The following is a 17,752-nucleotide window of genomic DNA, read 5'->3' as shown; positions in this document are numbered from 1 at the left end:
GACGGATGCGGAACAATGGAAGCATGACGATCAAGGTGCTGGCAGTTGGCAAGAAACACGAGTCCTGGGTGGACGAGGGAATTTCCCGCTATGAGAAGCGGCTGAAGAAGCCCTTCGACCTGTCCTGGCTGCTGCTGAGCCACTCCTCGCGCGAGAACGACGCGGCCCGCAGCGAGGAATCCGGACGCATCCTGGCCAAGATCGATGACCGCGACTTCGTGGTGCTGCTCGATGAACGAGGGAAGAACGTGGACTCCCCCGCGCTGGCCAACACCCTGCGCACACCGATCGATTCCTCGCGCAATGTGGTGATCATCATCGGCGGCGCCTACGGCGTGGATCCCACGGTGCATGCCCGCGCCAACTTCATCTGGTCGCTGTCCAAGCTGGTCTTTCCGCACCAGCTGGTGCGCTTGATCCTCACCGAGCAGCTCTACCGGGCGCAGGACATCCTGGCCGGCGGCAAGTACCACCACATTTAAGCCAATCCCTTGATTTTCTGACATGGACATGCGAGACTTTCCGTGACGGAAAGTGAGTAATTCATGGCTTCATCAGGCGATTTCATGGACGGACAGCACGCGGCCAAGCTGCTGCAATCTGCCGAGCAGGACTCACAGCAGATGGTCCAGAATTCCGGGAGTCCTCGCGGCTTCACCACCACCTTGGTCGCAGTCTCGGCCGTAGTCCTTACGTTGTTCCAGGCTTACCCACCCCAGGCTTTTTGGACAGCACTGCTGTATATACCGTTGATCCTTTGGTACGTGCTGGCCCGGCGCCGTCGCGCAAAGCCACGGACATTGGCCGATACCCCGAGCCTGCTGGCGGGCGCCTATGCAGGATATTTCTTCCTCGGCATCCTGCTGGTCAATTGCCTGAGGCTTTGGGAAGCGGCACAGGCAGAGGAAGTTGTGGCGAAGATTCTTGTCACCTTTATATCCTGCATGTTCTTGGTGGCCAAGATGCAAGCTGCCTACAACATGGCGCGCCTGGAGGACGGCAATGACCAAGTCGTCTAGCGACGCCCGGTTCGACGAATTAATCCACGCTCCATTGCGGCTGCGCATCTGTGCCAGCCTGGCTCCGGTTCAGTGGGCTGAATTCGCGCACCTTCGCGGTCTCCTCGATGTCGCCGACTCGGTTCTGAGCAAGCACCTCAAGCAGCTCGCCGATGCCGAATATGTCGGCATCGAGCGATTCACCAAGCTGGGCCGCAGCCATGTGCGCGTTTCGCTGACGAAGGCAGGCCGCAGAGCATACGTTGGCCACGTCGCAGCCCTTCGTGAAATTACCGCAGGATAAGAATTCTCGCGCGCTGCGCATGTGAAACGACACCGTCGCACCCGGGCCATAGCTATGGCTTCGACAATCGTTGGCAAAGATTCTCCATACCAATGCTTATTCCAATAACCATTGGTATGGTGAAACCTTGTCAATGTTTGAGCAGGGTTTCATTGGGCCATCGCTCTCAAACTGATCACTCTTGGGAAGACAATACAGCCTTACGGCGCAACGGAGTTTGCAAAGTTTGTAGTTTTGAACGGTTTGGGCATTCCAGCCTTAGCTGGATCCGCGGATATCATGTCGACTATCAAGACCGGGATCAGTCCGTGGAACTGGGGACTCGCTACAAAGACAATTGCTAGGAGCCTTCGGATCCTCCTGCGGATTTTGCACGCCTATTGATGCGGTCTATAAGTCGGGCAATCCCTCGCGAAATCACGCACGGAGATTTAGGCGAGCGCTAAACCGCTCATCTGGTCCGTGCTAAGCACCGCAAAATTTAGTAGTGCACCCGCGGTAGATTCTCATCGCTCAGGATCATATCGGCACTTTCTGGCGCTGTTCATCGATGGTATCCAGCTTGCCAAAGAGCGAGGGATCGTCATACAGCAATGCTAAGACGCCTTGCCCGATTGACAAGTCGAAGGAAAGACGCCTTTCGGGTCAGCCGTTTAATGAGTCACATCCAGGGATGGTGCGGCTGGTTCTTATCCTGCCAGCTAGTCCCAGACCAGCCATCTCAATACTCACAGCTGTTCAACTAATGAAAGAACAGCCTCGATACCCAGCAAGGGCACGAAGCTGCTCCTGGAAATTCTCGACGCGGCTGCTCTAATGGTTGGCACCCGGAATGGACAGTTGAGTAAGCAACAACGCAGTATCCTTCAGCTCTTGAACTTGTCGTTTGGACAAACCGGCATCGGGATTATCAGAAAGCACCGAAACGTCTTCGATCAAGCTCGCAAGGTAATCCTTGGCCTCCCGAACCGATTTCACCAGCAGGTCAGCTGCTTCGGCCTGGATTTCCAAGTACGCGAATTCACCCAATGCAATGTCGACAACCCATCTGGCAATGATGGGCTTATCGAGGCTTCCTGCAGCCGCGATCCAAGCTTTCGCAAATTCCCAATAGGGCTGCGCGTCGTTACTTATTCTCCTGTAATCGAGAGTCTCCAGCAGTGCATCGGGTTGCCACGAAACCGCAGTAGCGACTGTCTCATCGATTCGTCCGGCTTCTATCGCTTCCAGAAACTTTGCGTCCATTATTCTCACTTCACCCATCCGTCAGAGATCTGGCCGGTTTTCTTCGAAACTGTAGCCACGATTGTCTTTCCTTTGTACACCCAGCGATACTCTTGTACTTTCTTGTTATTTTTGTGGAGCTTCCCCCTAGCCGCGGCTTTCGAAAGCAGGTCAGCCGTTTTCGAACGATTGCCTTGGGCTCCCACCTTGCTCCATTTGTGCCTCGTGAGGAAAATGTGATGCCACCTATTATTGTTTTGCGCAAGTAGATCTTGTCGGAAAGCCTTTTGTAATGCTGTACGCCCCGCAAGTTTGATTGCGTATGGAATGCCTCTCTGGATTACCAGGCGAAGCACCCACGCAATGACGGGGGGCAAGGGCTGGTTGCCCCAGATTCGATTCCTTCGTTCCGCTTGGTTTCCTCAGTTCAGACTTACCTGATTCGGAAATTAGCGTGCTTTTAGCCCAGATTTTTCATCCGAGCTCCGACGGCCATCGAAATCCACTACCCAGTGATTTTCGGAGGCCGTCTGCGCTTCTGCCCACGCCAAAGAGCGCCGAACCACCAGCGCTGGGTGCCAGGCTCCACCGACCTGGGTTGTAATGACCTTTCGAAATCAAAGAAGCAACAGGGCAACCACCAGTTCAGGCGGCCAGCTCGCCGTGCCGCCACCGCTGGAACAACGCACCGATGCCCTCGTGCAACTGGCATAACAGCCGCGCTTCAGGCGCCTTCTCAGGGATCAGAAGCCGGCGTTGCCGGCCGCCAGAGACGACTTTCCCTGCCATTGAAAACAGCCGGTACCGCCACCGCTTCACATCCCAGACCGAATCCTCATGGCCACCAGGCAGCACGGCCAGTTGCAGCCAGGCCACCAGATTCAGTGCGAGCATCGCCAGGACCGCCCACGCCTGGTTCGAGGCGAAAGACCAATACGGCAGCTTGCCCAACCCCGTGCTCTTCAGCGTCTTGATCCGGTTCTCGCACCGGCCACGCGCCCGGTGCCGGGTATCGAGGAACGCCACATTGAATCGCGGGCTGTTGGTCAAGAATGCGGTCACCCTGTTCCCGTCCGTATCGAACAAGGTCGCCTTCGCCCCAGGATGCAACGGCTCAGCCCGCAAATAGATCCTTGTCCCCGCAGGGTAGTCCTTCAACTCGATCACCTTGCTCGCGTCGATCACCCACGCATCATCACGCTGATCCCCGCCAGCGTTCAGCGCTGGTTCCCAGTATTTCTTCTCATCGATCCACCGGATGAACCGTTCCTTGATGACGGGTAACGAGTACGAGGTGGAGAACTGGATCCCCAACGAATCCAGGTAGTGCAAAAACTCCCGGGACGAACCGGCACTATCGGTACGGACCAGGATCTTCTCACCACGCAGGTTTCCGCGCTCGTCATAGAAATCATCAGGCAGCTGCGCCAACGCTTGGTTGAGCACCTCGATATGCGAGGCCGCGGAATTCGCTCCCCGATTGCCCGGGCGCAGGTGCACGGCGAGGACTTCACCAGTCCCATTCGTCTTTCCGTAGTCGGCCATGGCAATCATGGGCGAGAACCCGTACCCGCCTTTATACGTTCCTGCGCTGAATTCTTTTTCGGAGTGGACGTGCACTAAGGAGGCATCGATGTCGATGATCAGAGGATCAGCTGGCGTAGCCAGCCGGGCAGGATTCCGTGGCCCGGACGCGGCCCAAACTTTGGAGCGCAGGGTCCGGGTCATGGTGGCGAAGCCATAGGCGAAAGCGTCTGGTTGCTCCTTGATCCGGCTCATGAACCGGCTGACCGTGGCATCAGACGCCACTGGGCCGAAGAGTCCTGGTGCGGCGCGCAGCTGGTCAATGTCAGTGGCTTGTTCGCCGCCGGCGGCCAACGAGAGCGCCAGTGCTCCGAGGATTCTTCCTGGCCGGTGGGCTGCGGTGGCTGGTGCGAACTGGGAGAAACGGTCTTCGCAGACCCGTTGGAAGTCCAGTGCGTTCAGGAAGTTGCTGAGCACTGACAGGCCAGCATGGGAGACGAGGGTTTGGCCGGTGAGTTGGGTCGGGAGGGCAGGGAAAACGTGGGTAGAATGGTGCATTGAAAAGGTGATCCTTCGATCTGGTGATTTAGAGCTTCGACAACTCCTATTTTTCCAGTTCAGGTCACCTTTTCTTCTTTTAAGTCAGTTAATGACTGCTGTCTTCATGAAATACCCGGGTTAGATGAAATATTTGCGACCGCACGAGCATCGAAAGCTGCACTAGAATAACTCTCTGAAGCTCGTGCGTTTAGATCCGTATTCCCTGAAGGCGCTTCTACACCCCCTTGAATAGCAGACGCATGAGCTGAGGCAACAGGTGCAATAGCTATTGCTAGGCTCATGCTCACGACTACCCCGAGCAGCATGCGGAAGAAGCGTCGTATCGACACAGAGGATCTCCAATTCATTCAGTTTAACTAGATGGGCGAATAAAATTACACTAGTCAAACCTTTGGAAAACTTTCGCCTAAATGGATGATTATGACGCAGAAACGATTCTAGACGCATGCTTCGATATCAGTCGATGAGTGGAAGGTTCTTTCATGGTGACGTGGACGATCGACCGTGGGATTCAGGCGAAGGAAGCAAAATTCAGCTTCATTCCGCGAAATGTCGCCGTTAACTTTCCGCACGATATCATTCAGGTGCGGGGCCAGTAAGACTACAAAATAACACTGTGCACATTCAGCCACACGGCGTACTTGCACCGTATTCCGTTGAACTATTGAAGTCCCCAAACTGTCGAGTCCAGAACGTAGTATCGATTCCATGAGTGATGTGCTTTCCCGGTTTGGTGCGGCCACCCGCAAGTGGTTCACCGACGTTTTCTCAGCGCCCACGGTGGCGCAGAGCGGCGCCTGGGAATCCATCTCCGACGGGAAGCACACCCTGGTCATCGCTCCCACCGGTTCTGGCAAGACCCTGGCCGCGTTCCTCTGGGCCCTGGACCGGCTGCATCATGCGGAACTCGACGCGCCAGCGCTGCCCGGAATGGAATCCGATGCGGACCACCCGGCAGGCACCGGAACCAAGGTCCTCTATATATCCCCGCTGAAAGCTCTGGGCGTGGACGTGGAGCGCAACCTGCGCTCCCCGCTGGCCGGTATCCGCTCCACCGCACACGAAATGGGGCTCTCCCAGCCATCGGTCACCGTGGGCGTGCGCTCCGGAGACACCCCGGCCAATGACCGGCGCAAGCTGCTCAAGGACCCACCCGACATCCTGATCACCACGCCCGAGTCGCTGTACCTGATGCTCACCAGCCAGGCCCGCAAAACCTTAGCCCAGGTGCATACGGTCATCATCGACGAGGTCCACGCCATCGCCAACACCAAGCGCGGCACCCACCTGGCCCTGTCTCTGGAGCGGCTCGACGCGATGCTTGCTACCCCGGCCCAGCGCATCGGGCTCTCGGCCACGGTGGAACCGCCCGAAGAAGTCGCCCGGTTCCTGGCAGGCTCGGCACCGGTGAATATCGTGCGCCCGAAATCCACCAAGAAGTGGGAACTTGCGGTGCGGGTCCCGGTCGAGGACATGACCGACTTGCCGTCGGCGGCCGGCGCCCACGATCTGGGACCCGGTTCATCCCCGGCTGCCTCGGCCAGCATCTGGCCGCACGTGGAAAACCAGTTGGTGGATCTGGTGCTGGAGAACCGCTCCACGATCATCTTCGCCAACTCCCGGCGTTTGGCCGAACGCCTGACCGGGCGGCTGAACGAGATCTATGCCGAACGCGAGGGGTTCAGCGCCGAGGATACTTCCACGTCCACCCCGGCAGTGCTGATGGCGCAGGCCGGGTCCACCGCCGCCTCGAACCCAGAGGCGCCCCTGCTGGCCCGGGCCCACCACGGCTCGGTCTCCAAGGATGCCCGCGCTCAGATCGAAGAAGACCTGAAGCTGGGCAAGCTGCGCGCCGTGGTGGCCACCAGCTCGCTGGAACTGGGCATCGACATGGGCCTGGTGGATCTGGTGATCCAGGTCGAATCCCCCAATTCGGTCTCTTCCGGGCTGCAGCGCGTGGGCCGTGCCGGGCACCAGGTCGGCTCGGTCTCCCAAGGAATCTTCTTCCCCAAGCACCGCGCGGACCTGCTCTCCACCGCGCTGGTGGTCACCCGCATGCGCGAAGGCAAGATCGAGAAAATGGTCATCCCGGCCAACCCGCTCGATGTCCTGGCCCAGCAGACCCTGGCCGCGGTGGCCATGGAGGACCTTGAGGTCGAAGCCTGGTACGACACCGTGCGCAGGGCCGCGCCCTACCAGCAGCTGCCGCGCAGCGTGTACCTGGCGACCTTGGACATGATGGCGGGCAAATACCCGTCGGACGAGTTCGCCACCCTCAAGCCGCGGCTGATCTGGGACCGCGATGCCGGAGTGCTCAGCGCCCGCCCCGGCGCCCAGCGCCTCGCGGTGATTTCCGGTGGCACCATCCCGGACCGCGGGCTGTTCGGCGTCTTCCTTGCGGGATCCGAGGATGACAAGGCCCCCAAGCGGGTGGGCGAACTGGACGAGGAAATGGTCTACGAGTCCCGCGTGGGCGACGTGTTCGCGCTGGGCGCCACCAGCTGGCGCATCGAGGACATCACCCACGACAGGGTGCTGGTCACCCCGGCCTTCGGCCAGCCCGGCAAGCTGCCCTTCTGGCACGGCGACGGTCTGGGCCGCCCGGTGGAACTCGGAGCGGCGCTGGGCGAATTCACTACCGGGCTGCTGGCCGGCGAGCACAGCGAATCCGCCGCCGCGCTGCGCGAGCACGGGCTGGATCCCTTCGCGGCCGAAAACCTGCTCAACTACCTGGGCGAGCAGCGCCAGGCCACCGGGCAGGTGCCCAACCACCAGAACTTCGTAGTGGAACGCTTCCACGATGAGCTGGGCGACTGGCGGGTGATCCTGCATTCGCCCTTCGGCCTGGCGGTGCACGCCCCATGGGCGTTGGCCATCGGGGCGCGCGTGCGCGAACGCTGGGGCCTGGATGCCTCTGCGATGGCCTCCGATGACGGGATCGTTCTGCGTATCCCGGCCATGGACGATGAGCCGCCGGGTGCCGACCTCTTCGCCTTCGAAGCCGATGAGATCGTGGACGTGGTCACCTCGCAGGTGGCCAACTCGGCGCTGTTCGCCGCGCGATTCCGCGAATGCGCGGCCCGCGCCCTACTGCTGCCGCGCATCAACCCGACCAAGCGCACCCCGCTGTGGCAGCAGCGCCAGCGGGCCAGCCAGCTGCTGGATGTGGCGCGCAACTACCCGGATTTCCCGATTATCCTGGAGACCGTGCGCGAGTGCCTTAACGACGTGTACGACCTGCCGGCCCTGACCGAGATCCTGGGCCAGGTCTCCTCCCGCGCCATCCGGCTGGTGGAGGTCACCACCGAGCTTCCCTCGCCCTTCGCCCAGTCGCTGCTCTTCGGCTACGTGGCCCAGTTCCTCTATGAAACCGATGCCCCGCTGGCCGAACGGCGCGCCGCCGCGCTGAGCCTGGACCCGGTCCTGCTCGGCGAACTGCTGGGCCGCAACGATGTGCGCGAAATCCTCGACCCGCAGGTCATCGCCACCCTTGAACAGCAGCTGCAGCACCTGGCACCGAACCGCCGGCTATCCGGGATGGAGGGCGCCGCGGACCTGCTGCGCCTGCTCGGCCCGCTGAGTGCAGAGCAACTGGCTCAGCGCCTGCGCTCAACGGAGGATGAGCAGGAAGCCCTTGATGCCGAGACCGCCCGGGCCCATGCCGAATCCCTCGTGGCCACCCGCCGCGCCTTCACCCTGCGGGTCACCGGGCAGCTGGCCTATGCGGCCATCGAGGACGCGGGCAAGCTGCGCGATGCCCTGGGCACCCCGCTGCCCACCGGCATCCCCACCGCCTTCCTCGAACCGGCGGCCCAGCCAATTGAGGACCTGGTGTCCCGCTTCGCCCGCACCCACGCCCCGTTCACGCTCTCCGAGCTGTCCGCCGCACTGGGCCTGGGCGTCGCGGTGCTGCGCCCGGTGCTCGACCAGCTGGTGGCCGCCGGCCGCCTGTCGCTGGGCGCGTTCCGTCCGGTGGAGCTGATCCCGCCTGGAATCAGCGGGGATGAATACTGCGATGTTTCGGTGCTGCGCACCATCCGCACCCGTTCGCTGGCCGCGCTGCGCGCCGAGGTGGAGCCGGTGGACCAGCCAACGTTCGGACGGTTCCTGCCCGCCTGGCAGCAGGTGGGCTCCCGGCTGGAAGGCAGCGATGGGCTCTACGAGGTGCTGACCCAGCTGGCGGGGGTTGAAGTTCCTGCCTCGGCGCTGGAATCATTCATCCTGCCCGCCAGGCTGCACGGCTACCAGGCATCGTGGCTTGATGAGCTGACCAGCAGCGGGGACGTGCTGATCTGCGGGGCCGGGACCGCCGGCGGCAAGGACGGCTGGCTTTCGTTGCACACCGCCGAGTTCGCCTCGCTGAGCCTGCCAGCCCCTGACATGTCCCAGCTGGATTCGCTGGCCCGCCGGGTGCTTGATTCCTTCGATGCCACCGGGGCCTACTTCGTGCAGGAACTCGCCGCCCGGCTGCACCCGGAAGAAGGGCTGCCGCCCACCGAGCAGGAGATCACCGAGGCCTGCTGGCAGCTGTTCTGGGCGGGGTTCATCTCCCCCGACACCCTCGCTCCGGTGCGCGGCTACCTGGCTGGCGGCACCACCGCGCACAAGATCGCCAAGCCGGCGCCGCGTGCCCGTGCCGCCCGGCTGAATAGGCTCTCCGGGCTTACCCGACTGGCTCGGGAACAGGCGGCCGGACAGCTGGCACGCAACACCCGCGGCTCGGCCCGCTGGTCGCTGCTGCCCGCCCCTGCGCTGGACCCGACCATCGCAGCGCATGCAACCGCGGAAATCATGCTTGAACGCTACGGGGTGCTCACCCGCGGTTCGGTGGCCGCCGAATCCGTGCCCGGCGGCTTCGGCCAGCTCTACCGGGTGCTGTCCAAGCTGGAAGAGGCGGGCCATGCCCGCCGCGGCTACTTCATCGAGAAGCTCGGCGCCGCGCAGTTCTCCACCGCCAACACCATCGACCGGCTGCGCACCTTCACCCAGCCCGATGACCCGCAGCGCCAGCCGCAGGCTGTGGTGCTCGCCTCCACGGACCCGGCCAACCCCTACGGCGCGGCCCTGCCATGGCCGGCCACGCAGACCGGGCACCGCCCGGGGCGCAAGGCCGGGGCGATCGTGGGTCTGCTGGACGGAGAATTGGCGCTCTACCTGGAACGCGGCGGGCGCACCGTGCTCGCTTTCGGCGAGCCAAGCGAAGAGTCATGGCGGTTGCTGGCAGGAAATCTGGTGGCCGTGCTGCGCACCGCGACAGTGGACAAGCTGGCCATTGCCACGGTCAACGGCGAGCCGGTCCTTGAGCACCCCCTCGCCCACGCGCTGCTGGCGGCCGGATTCTATTCCACCCCGCAGGGGATCCGCTTCCGGCGCTAAGCCGCAGCGCAGGCAAGCACCGGCGCTACTTGCGCGCCCTGCCCCAGATCCAGACAGCATTGGTGACCTCGAAGAGAACCTGCCCATCGCAGCCGAGCGAGCTATGCAGAGTGACCAGGGCCCGGTCCTCGCGCTTGAACTGGATATCGGTGATTTCCAGTTGCCCGTGCAGTTCCATGCCGGGACGCACCGGAGCATGGAACTGGATCTTCTCCATCGCCCTTCCGGCCACTACCCACCAGTGCCGGCAGGCTCCCAGCACTGCCAGGCGCTGGAAGGATCGCCAACGAGTGGATGCCGCTGGCGATAATGCCGCCGAAGTGACCCTGCTGCGCAAACTCCTCGTCGATGTGGAACCGCTGCGGATCCCACTGCACGGCGAATTCGTGCAGATCCTCCGCGGTCATCTTGTACGAGCTCAAATCGACTACGTCCCCGACTGCCAGATTCTCGGCATAGACGGTCGGTTCGGTTGGATTGATCTGCTCTTTTGCTGCACTGTCATCCGCCCAGCGTAGGCCACGGCCGCGACGAACTGCGCCTCGTTACGGCTGCACCGTACGATGGGTTCCTGGATTGATTCTAGGGAGGACGCATGCCAGAAGGAGATTCCGTCTACCGGGCCACCGCGCGGCTGCACCGCGCGCTGGCCGGAAAAACCATCGTTCGCTCGGACTTCCGGGTTCCGTCGCTGTCCACCGTGGACCTGGCCGGGTACATGGTGTCCGAAGTGGTCCCGCGCGGCAAGCACCTGCTGGTGCGCCTGCATCCGCCCGCGGACCCAGACCCTGCCTTCAACCATCCTCCACTGACCCTGCATTCGCACCTGCTGATGGAGGGACGCTGGGATCTCTACGGCGCTGGCGACCGCTTCAAGCGCGCCGCGCACACCGCCCGGGTGGTGCTGCACTTCGCCGAGATCACCGCGGTCGGCTTCGACATCGCCCAGGTCAAGCTCGTGCCCACGGCCGATGAGCAGGAACTGGTAGGCCATCTGGGTCCGGACCTGCTCGGCGCGGATTGGGATGCGCAGCAGGCGGCGGCGAACTTCCGCGCCCAGCCGCAGCGCGGGATCGGCGAGGCGCTGCTGGATCAGCGGCTGATGGCCGGAGTCGGCAACATCTACCGCAGCGAGGTCCTGTTCCTCACCCGGCTGCATCCGCTGACGCCGGTGGGGCAGGTAGTGGGCCTGGAAAGGGCCATCGAGATGTCCCGGCGCCTGCTGGAGGTCAACAAGGACCGTCCGCGCCGGGTCACCACCGGCCTGGCGCGCACCCGCGAACCCTATTGGGTGTATGGGCGGGCCGGCAAGCCCTGCCCGCGCTGCGGCACCACAATCCAGGTATTGAAGATCGCCGCCGACGACGCAGGGCTGGAACGCGACTGCTACGTTTGCCCGTCCTGCCAGCCGGCACCGCGCAGCTGAGGCCGCGGATCAGCGTGCTCCCGGCAAAGATGGGAGAATAGCCGATATGGCTATGGAATCCCCGCTTCCCGTTCGTAACGGCGTCAATGCAACTCGGCTTCGACTCCCGCGGACCGGTTCATGGGCAACTGTCGCCGATTATCTGCTCGAACGCTTTGGCCATGTCGATCCCGAGGGCATTCTGCGCCGCTTCGATGAGCAGCAGATCGTTGGCCTGGGCGGCACTCCGCTCACCCGCCAGACTCCCCTGGGCGAGCATGAATTCATTTGGTACTACCGCTCCTTGCCGGAAGAAACCCCGATCCCCTTCGAGGCCAGAATCCTGCACCAGGACGAGCACCTGCTGGTCGTGGACAAGCCGCACTTCCTCCCCACCACACCCGGTGGACGCTTCATCCAGGAATCCGCGCTGGTGCGCTTGCGCAACCAGACCGGCATCGACGACCTGGTGCCGATGCACCGGCTGGACCGCGCCACCGCCGGCGTCATTCTTTTCGCGGTGAATCCGCAGACCCGGGGTGCCTACCAGATGCTTTTCGAGCGCCGGGAGATTGCCAAACGCTACAAGGCGGTCGTCGCCCTGCAACCCGGTGAAGGCCTGGAAACCGGACGGGTGCTGCAACCCAACGGCGGGCATTCGCAGGTCAAAACCGAAACAGAACTGCGTGATCTGCTGCAGCGCATGCCGCTTGTCTTCGAGAACCGGATGTCCAAGGTCAAGGGCCAGCTGCGTTCAATTGTGGAAGAAGGCGAGCCGAACGCGCAGACACTGATCAACGTCGAGACCATTGGAACCAGCCATGGTTTCCATTCCGGGACCGAGGTTGCCTTGATGGATCTGGAACCGCATTCGGGCAAGACCCATCAGCTGCGGATCCACTTGGCTTCCTTGGGCCTGGGCATCATCAATGATGCGTTCTATCCACGGCTGTGGGATCTGGCTCCTGATGACTACCGGCGCCCGCTGCAGCTGCTGGCGCACACTATTTCCTTCACCGATCCGTTGACCGGCGCCGAACGCAGCTTCAGCAGTGAACAACGGCTAACGGAAGCCCCTTCAGCTCAATAACCCCTTCTCATGTGGGAGGAACTGGCCTAAGCTGGTGCCTAATATCCCGTGACCCATAAGGATGAAGGCAAGATGGCCGAACACGAGTCGACCCCGCAACTTGATTCCCTCGTGGCCTCGGCCCGTTCCGCCATGGCATCGGCCAGCGAACGGACCTCCTTCGAGTTGCCCTATGCACCACCGGATCATCGCCCCAACCCTGTGGTGGAGCCCTTCGACAAGATACGCGGATATCTGCTGGGCGCTTCGGGCCTGCTGCTGCTGCTGACCACGTTGGCGTTGTCTTCCGGTTTGCATGGACGAGCCCAAGCCAGCTTGCTGGATACCAGCCTGGTGCACTCGGTGCTGTGGCCGGCAATTGCCATCGCGCTGGTCCTCAGCGCAGCGTTCTCGCTGCGCAGCGACCAGCTGTCGGCCCGGCGCCAGCGGATCATTTCCATCTATTCGATCCCGGCAACAGCGTTGATGGCGTGCGCCATCACCCTGGCGTCCGGCTTCATGCCCGTCGGCGCTGCCATCCTGGCGACCATCGCTTCGCTGCTCTCCCTGTACGGCGTACTGCAGCTGAACAAGAATACTGCGCGCAACCGCTTAGAGCGTTGGGCCACCGATGCCCCGATCTGCTTCTTTGCAGGTGCGAGCATGGTTTACGCCCTGCAGCTGTGGTTTGCCGCGGCCGGCTGGCATGACGGCGAGCACGGAATCCAGGCCGCACTCATAACGGCCGGAATCTCGGTGGCCGCCGGCGCTTTCGCCCATTCAGAGCGCGGCCGCCATGCGCTGGCCAGCGGCTACGGAATCTGCATGATTGCTGCCGCCATCCAGGGCTGGCTCAATGATTCGGCGCCGCTGTGGGTCTGCGCGATCTGGATCTTCATGGCCCTGCTGGTGTTCCTGATGGCCGAGAACCGCCGGTTCCAAATCAGCCATGCCGAGCACCGTGCGCAGCGCGGCAAAACCGTAGAATTCTAGGTTCCGCCACGCCCGCCACAAATGCTTAACGCGGTGCCATGCGGATGGCGCCATCAAGGCGAATGGTTTCGCCGTTGAGCATCGGATTGGCCACGATATGCTCCACCAAGGCCGCGTATTCTTCCGGACGTCCCAGGCGCGATGGATGCGGCACCTGGGCACCGAGCGAGTCCTGGGCTGCCTGCGGCAATCCTGCCATCATCGGCGTATGGAAAATGCCGGGGGCGATGGTCATGACGCGGATCTGGTGGCTTGCCAGCTCGCGAGCCAGGGGAAGGGTCATCGCGGCTACGGCTCCCTTGGATGCCGCGTAGGCGGGCTGTCCGATCTGCCCGTCAAACGCGGCCACCGACGCGGTGTTGATGATGACGCCGCGTTCGGTGGTTCCCTGCTCGTCGTGCAGCGCTTCGCTATGCGCCATCGCTTCTGCGGCTAGGCGGATCACGTTGAAGGTGCCGTTTACATTGATGTCCAGCACCTTGGCGAAGCGTTCCAGCGGCAGCACCCCGTCACGGCCCAGCACCTTTCCCGGGGTGGCAACACCGGCGCAATTGACCAGCACGCGCAGGGTGCCCAGTTCCTTGGCACGTTCGATGCCGGCGGCCACCTGCTGCGCGTCGGTGACATCGGCAGGCACGAACCGGACATTCGACCCGATCTCAGCCGCAATTTCATCGCCGTCCTCGCGCGGCAGGTCGAGCACCACCACGTGCTTGGCCTGGGCGGCCAGCGTGTGCGCCGTGGCACGCCCCAATCCCGATAGGCCGCCGGTGACGAGAACGACTGAATCCTGCAACTGCATGCTTGCTCCTTCGTAGACAATGAACCTGTGATCTACATTACTGGCCAGTTGCGTCCAGGCGAAGAAGCTTGCCAGCAGGCATGGAAAAACCGCTGGATCCCTTGATGGGATCCAGCGGCTCTCGCACGCTTCTGATGCCTAGTGGCTCGGAACCTTTGCAGGTTCGGCTGCAGCGGCAACGGACTTGTTCTTCCCGCCGAGCAGGAAGCCGATGACCACGATGCCCACGCTGCAGGCGGCACCAACCAGGAAGCCAGGCTGGAAGCCTTCAACCGAAGCGGTTAACGGGTCGACACCGTCCGCGATCTTCGAGGCGGTGGCCGCGGCGACAACGCCAACGAGCAGCGCGGTGCCCATGGCGCCAGCCAACTGCTGCAAGGTGGACAGCAGGGCCGAACCATGCGAGTGCAGGCTGTGCGGCAACGGGTTCAGCGCAGTGGTGAACGCCGGGGTGAAGATGAAGGCCAGGCCCAAGCTCATCACCAGGTGCATGACAACCAGCAGCCAAATCGGGGTATTCGCGTTCAGGATCATGGCGTACCCAAGCAGGGATACCAGCAGCACCACGGCGCCGGGAACGATCAGCGGACGGGCGCCGACCTTGTCGTAGAGCTTGCCGACCATCGGTGCCAGGATGCCCATCAGCAGGCCGCCCGGAAGCATGATCAGGCCGGTGGTCAGGGTCTCAATGCCCAGCACGCTGGTGAAGAACATCGGCAGCAGGATAATCACGCCGAACAGCGAAATCATCGAGAACATCATCAGCACCAGCGAAAGGGTGAAATCCTTGTAATTCAGCGGACGCAAATCCAGCAGCGCCTTGTCCTCCTTCTGCAGGTTCAGCTGCAGGAAGACGAAGGCGACCAGGCACAGGACCGCGCCGACCAGGATGCCCAGGTTCAGCGGGGTGATTCCTGCCGATAGGCCGCTCAGTCCGTAGACCAGTCCGCCGAATCCCGGGATCGCCAAGATCAAGGAAGGAACGGACAGCGGAGTCGAGGCGCCGTCGACGTCCTTGGAAAGTCGCGGAGTACCAATCAGCAGTGCCGCTACAGCGATCGGGATGATCACGATGAACATGAACCGCCACGAGAGGAACTGCAGGATCAGGCCGGAGAGCGTCGGGCCGATGGCCGGAGCTACGGAGATCACGATGGAGACGTTGCCCATCAGCACGCCGCGGCGCTCGGCCGGGACCAGATGCAAAATGGTGGTCATCAGCAGCGGCATCATGATGGCGGTACCGCTGGCCTGGATGACGCGGGCCAGCAGCAGGATGCCCAGGCCCGGGGCAGCGGCAGCCAGCAGGGTGCCGAGGGTGAACAGGCCCATAGCCAAGACGAAGACATTGCGTATGCTCATCCGCTGCAGCAAGAAGCCGGTCATTGGAATGACCACGGCCATGGTCAGCATGAAGATGGTTGACAGCCACTGAATTGCGTCGGCGGTGACATTGAATTCAACCATCAGCACAGGCAGGGCCACATTCATGATGGTTTCGTTCAGGATGACCACGAAGCTGGAAACAATCAGCACCGCAATCGTGGTGAAATTCTGTTTGCTCAGTCGTTCTGGAGCGTTCGTCACGGCAGGAATCTGCTTCCACGAGGATTCGGAAAAAGGAAATGCCATTTGATGCCTGCAACTGTTCGCCGGACTAGAAATTCAAATAGCTCTACCGATTTTATCGCTTGGGAATGCGGCGCACTAGGGTTGCGGGAAATCCGCATCAGTGAGTTCAGCAACACAGATCCAGCTTCATGGAATGTCGGGGGTTTGTGTACCAAGATAGAACCATGAACGTGCGCACACCTGACCCATACCCTGGATGGCTCTCCGAGGAAGACCTCTACGAGGCACGCCAGCGCCTGCCGATGCTCTACGTCGAGGCCATTCCCGTGCGCCTGGATCCGCTGGGCTACGTCAATGAGGTCGGCCTGCTGCTGACCGGCGATGACGATGGCCGCATGCTGCGCACCTTCGTTTCGGGCCGGGTGATGTACCGCGAGACCATTCGCGCAGCGTTGATCCGCCACATCGAAAAGGATCTGGGCACCATGGTGCTGCCGCAGCTTCCGGCCTCACCGGTGCCATTCACCGTTGCCGAGTACTTCCCGGCACCGAGCGAAACCGGCCTGACCGATGATCGCCAGCACGCAGTGTCCATGTGCTACATCGTGCCGGTCCGCGGCGAGACCAGCCCGCGCTCCGACGCCTTGGAACTGACCTGGCTTTCGCCAACCGAAGCGCTCAGCTCGGATATTCAGGGCGAGTTCGCGGGCGGCCGTGAAAATATTCTCCGTCAGGCATTAGCCCACGTCGGAGTGAATATCTAGTTCTGTTTTCCGCCCTTGGGGACGATTCCCTGACGACGCTTTACGATCGATCCGACCCAGCTTCCCAAGAGCACGCCGAGCATGCCCACGATGCAGCCGATCAGTGTTTCGACCACGCGGTCGTACATCACCGAGCCGCTCAGGCCTGTGGCCAGCGAGACACCTACCAGTGCCATCGGGGTAATGAAGACCTGCGCCAAGAAGTAGTTGCGCATGACCAGCAGCTCGGCCATGAACTGGCAGAAGCCGATGAAGGCAAGCAGGATCCACACCTGCGGATTCAGGAAGATCAAGATCGCCATCAGGATCACGCCCACCAAGGTGCCGAGCATACGGTGCATGCCGCGCCGGATGCGCAGGCTAGTGGTGTGCCCAACCAGGGGAACCACCGCGGCCACCATCGCCCAGTAGTTGTGCCCGGCTTCCAGGCTGTTGCCCAAGGTATTGGCCAGGGCACCGGCGACGCCGGCCGTCAGGATATAGAACAGCCCTTCCCACCAGATAGCTTTGCGGACGTTATCCGACAGCGGCGGCAACGGGGTGCGCTTCCACAGGCTGGTCCACTGCCCGAGCGCCCCGGCAGCGCCGATGGCTATCGACAGCAAGATCGTCAAGCCCACCACGAGCAGGGCCTCGCCAAAGGGCACGGGCCCAGGAATCGAGGCAATCGCCGCAAAGGCGAAGATGTGGAACAGCGAACCGCCAGGCCGCAACCGCATGAAACCGACCAGCACCGAACAGGCACCGGCAACGAGGGTCGTCGCGCCAACGACTTGCCACTGCTTGATCCCGGGGTCCGAATGGTCGATCCACCAGTGGGAAGCGGCCAGCGCCAAGGCAATCACCGCGAAGAACAAGGCACCGGAACGGACCTGCATCCGCAAGCGGTTCCAGTAGCCATCCACGCGCCCATACACGCCGGTGAAGGCACCGAAAACGGCAAAGACCACCAGGTCCAGCCGGTCAATCGCGAAAAGGGCAAGCAGTGGCGCAAAAACACCTACTCCAGTGCGCAAGCCGATCCAGTGGTCTTTGCGGGCAGGCCCCAGCGTCACCAGCGCCTTGGCGGACTCCTTCAGATTCTGCAGGGCCACATCTTCCTTCCGTCGCGTTGGACACAACACGTATGCCCCATTATTCGCGCTTTGCCTTGTGACACG

The 17,752-nt window shown here is 62.2% G+C and carries 15 protein-coding genes; 9 read left to right on the top strand and 6 right to left on the bottom strand.

Going from position 1 to position 17,752, the window contains the following annotated elements:
* The first annotated feature begins 23 nt into the window (after nt 1–23).
* From JOE62_RS03205 to JOE62_RS03195, 3 genes are all read left to right on the top strand, one after another.
* Nucleotides 24–482 carry a 23S rRNA (pseudouridine(1915)-N(3))-methyltransferase RlmH gene (locus JOE62_RS03205; RefSeq protein ID WP_204720282.1) on the top strand — a complete coding sequence of 153 codons (459 nt, stop codon included), beginning with the start codon at nt 24–26 and terminating at the stop codon, nt 480–482.
* An 84-nt stretch (nt 483–566) separates the two neighbouring features.
* Complete coding sequence (locus tag JOE62_RS03200; RefSeq protein ID WP_204720280.1) at nt 567–1,019, top strand: hypothetical protein; 453 nt, start codon at nt 567–569, stop codon at nt 1,017–1,019.
* Complete coding sequence (locus tag JOE62_RS03195) at nt 1,003–1,302, top strand: transcriptional regulator (protein ID WP_204720278.1); 300 nt, start codon at nt 1,003–1,005, stop codon at nt 1,300–1,302. The genes JOE62_RS03200 and JOE62_RS03195 overlap by 17 nt, the downstream gene beginning before the upstream one ends.
* 813 nt (nt 1,303–2,115) lie before the next feature.
* Here the strand turns inward: JOE62_RS03195 and JOE62_RS03190 are convergent.
* Together JOE62_RS03190 and JOE62_RS03180 are read right to left on the bottom strand one after the other, a co-directional pair.
* The gene (locus JOE62_RS03190) at nt 2,116–2,547 is read right to left on the bottom strand and encodes a hypothetical protein (protein ID WP_204720276.1); all 432 of its coding nucleotides are present in this window, start codon (nt 2,545–2,547) and stop codon (nt 2,116–2,118) included.
* A 624-nt stretch (nt 2,548–3,171) separates the two neighbouring features.
* A complete protein-coding gene (locus JOE62_RS03180) occupies nt 3,172–4,608 on the bottom strand; it encodes an IS1380 family transposase (RefSeq protein WP_204720273.1) in 1,437 nt (478 codons plus the stop codon).
* Nucleotides 4,609–5,319: 711 nt separating this feature from the next.
* Here JOE62_RS03180 and JOE62_RS03175 point away from each other — a divergent pair.
* Nucleotides 5,320–9,987, top strand: a complete 4,668-nt coding sequence (locus tag JOE62_RS03175) for an ATP-dependent helicase (protein WP_204720271.1) — start codon at nt 5,320–5,322, stop codon at nt 9,985–9,987.
* A 101-nt stretch (nt 9,988–10,088) separates the two neighbouring features.
* Here the strand turns inward: JOE62_RS03175 and JOE62_RS16720 are convergent, their stop codons facing one another.
* Nucleotides 10,089–10,379, bottom strand: coding sequence for a MaoC/PaaZ C-terminal domain-containing protein (locus JOE62_RS16720; protein ID WP_420842188.1), 291 nt, complete (start codon nt 10,377–10,379; stop codon nt 10,089–10,091).
* Between JOE62_RS16720 and JOE62_RS16175 the strand changes: the two genes are divergently transcribed.
* The 4 genes from JOE62_RS16175 (at nt 10,278) to JOE62_RS03155 (ending at nt 13,454) form a co-directional block, all read left to right on the top strand.
* Nucleotides 10,278–10,505 (top strand): hypothetical protein, encoded by a 228-nt coding sequence (locus tag JOE62_RS16175; RefSeq protein ID WP_239543166.1) that lies wholly within the window; start codon nt 10,278–10,280, stop codon nt 10,503–10,505. The genes JOE62_RS16720 and JOE62_RS16175 overlap by 102 nt on opposite strands.
* Before the next feature lie 77 nt (nt 10,506–10,582).
* The gene (locus tag JOE62_RS03165) at nt 10,583–11,413 is read left to right on the top strand and encodes a DNA-formamidopyrimidine glycosylase family protein (protein ID WP_204720267.1); all 831 of its coding nucleotides are present in this window, start codon (nt 10,583–10,585) and stop codon (nt 11,411–11,413) included.
* 52 nt (nt 11,414–11,465) lie between these two features.
* The gene (locus tag JOE62_RS03160; RefSeq protein WP_204723200.1) at nt 11,466–12,482 is read left to right on the top strand and encodes a pseudouridine synthase; all 1,017 of its coding nucleotides are present in this window, start codon (nt 11,466–11,468) and stop codon (nt 12,480–12,482) included.
* Between the two features lie 48 nt (nt 12,483–12,530).
* The gene (locus tag JOE62_RS03155; protein WP_204720265.1) at nt 12,531–13,454 is read left to right on the top strand and encodes a hypothetical protein; all 924 of its coding nucleotides are present in this window, start codon (nt 12,531–12,533) and stop codon (nt 13,452–13,454) included.
* Nucleotides 13,455–13,479: 25 nt separating this feature from the next.
* Here the strand turns inward: JOE62_RS03155 and JOE62_RS03150 are convergent, their stop codons facing one another.
* On the bottom strand, nt 13,480–14,256 hold the full coding sequence (locus tag JOE62_RS03150) for a 3-hydroxyacyl-CoA dehydrogenase (protein WP_204720264.1): 777 nt from the start codon (nt 14,254–14,256) through the stop codon (nt 13,480–13,482).
* A gap of 138 nt (nt 14,257–14,394) precedes the next feature.
* A complete protein-coding gene (locus tag JOE62_RS03145; protein ID WP_204720262.1) occupies nt 14,395–15,843 on the bottom strand; it encodes a DHA2 family efflux MFS transporter permease subunit in 1,449 nt (482 codons plus the stop codon).
* Nucleotides 15,844–16,052: 209 nt separating this feature from the next.
* On the opposite strand from JOE62_RS03145, the gene JOE62_RS03140 reads away from it, so the two are divergent.
* Nucleotides 16,053–16,592, top strand: coding sequence for an NUDIX hydrolase family protein (locus JOE62_RS03140; RefSeq protein WP_038992495.1), 540 nt, complete (start codon nt 16,053–16,055; stop codon nt 16,590–16,592).
* Here the strand turns inward: JOE62_RS03140 and JOE62_RS03135 are convergent.
* Nucleotides 16,589–17,686: an FUSC family protein gene (locus JOE62_RS03135; RefSeq protein WP_204720260.1), complete on the bottom strand. Its 1,098-nt coding sequence runs from the start codon at nt 17,684–17,686 to the stop codon at nt 16,589–16,591. The genes JOE62_RS03140 and JOE62_RS03135 overlap by 4 nt on opposite strands.
* Nucleotides 17,687–17,752: the final 66 nt, after the last annotated feature.

Source organism: Glutamicibacter nicotianae (assembly GCF_016907615.1).
Classification (GTDB): domain Bacteria; phylum Actinomycetota; class Actinomycetes; order Actinomycetales; family Micrococcaceae; genus Glutamicibacter; species Glutamicibacter nicotianae.
The sequence above is the reverse complement of the archived record's forward strand: the minus strand, read 5'-3'. Positions and strand labels throughout refer to the sequence as shown.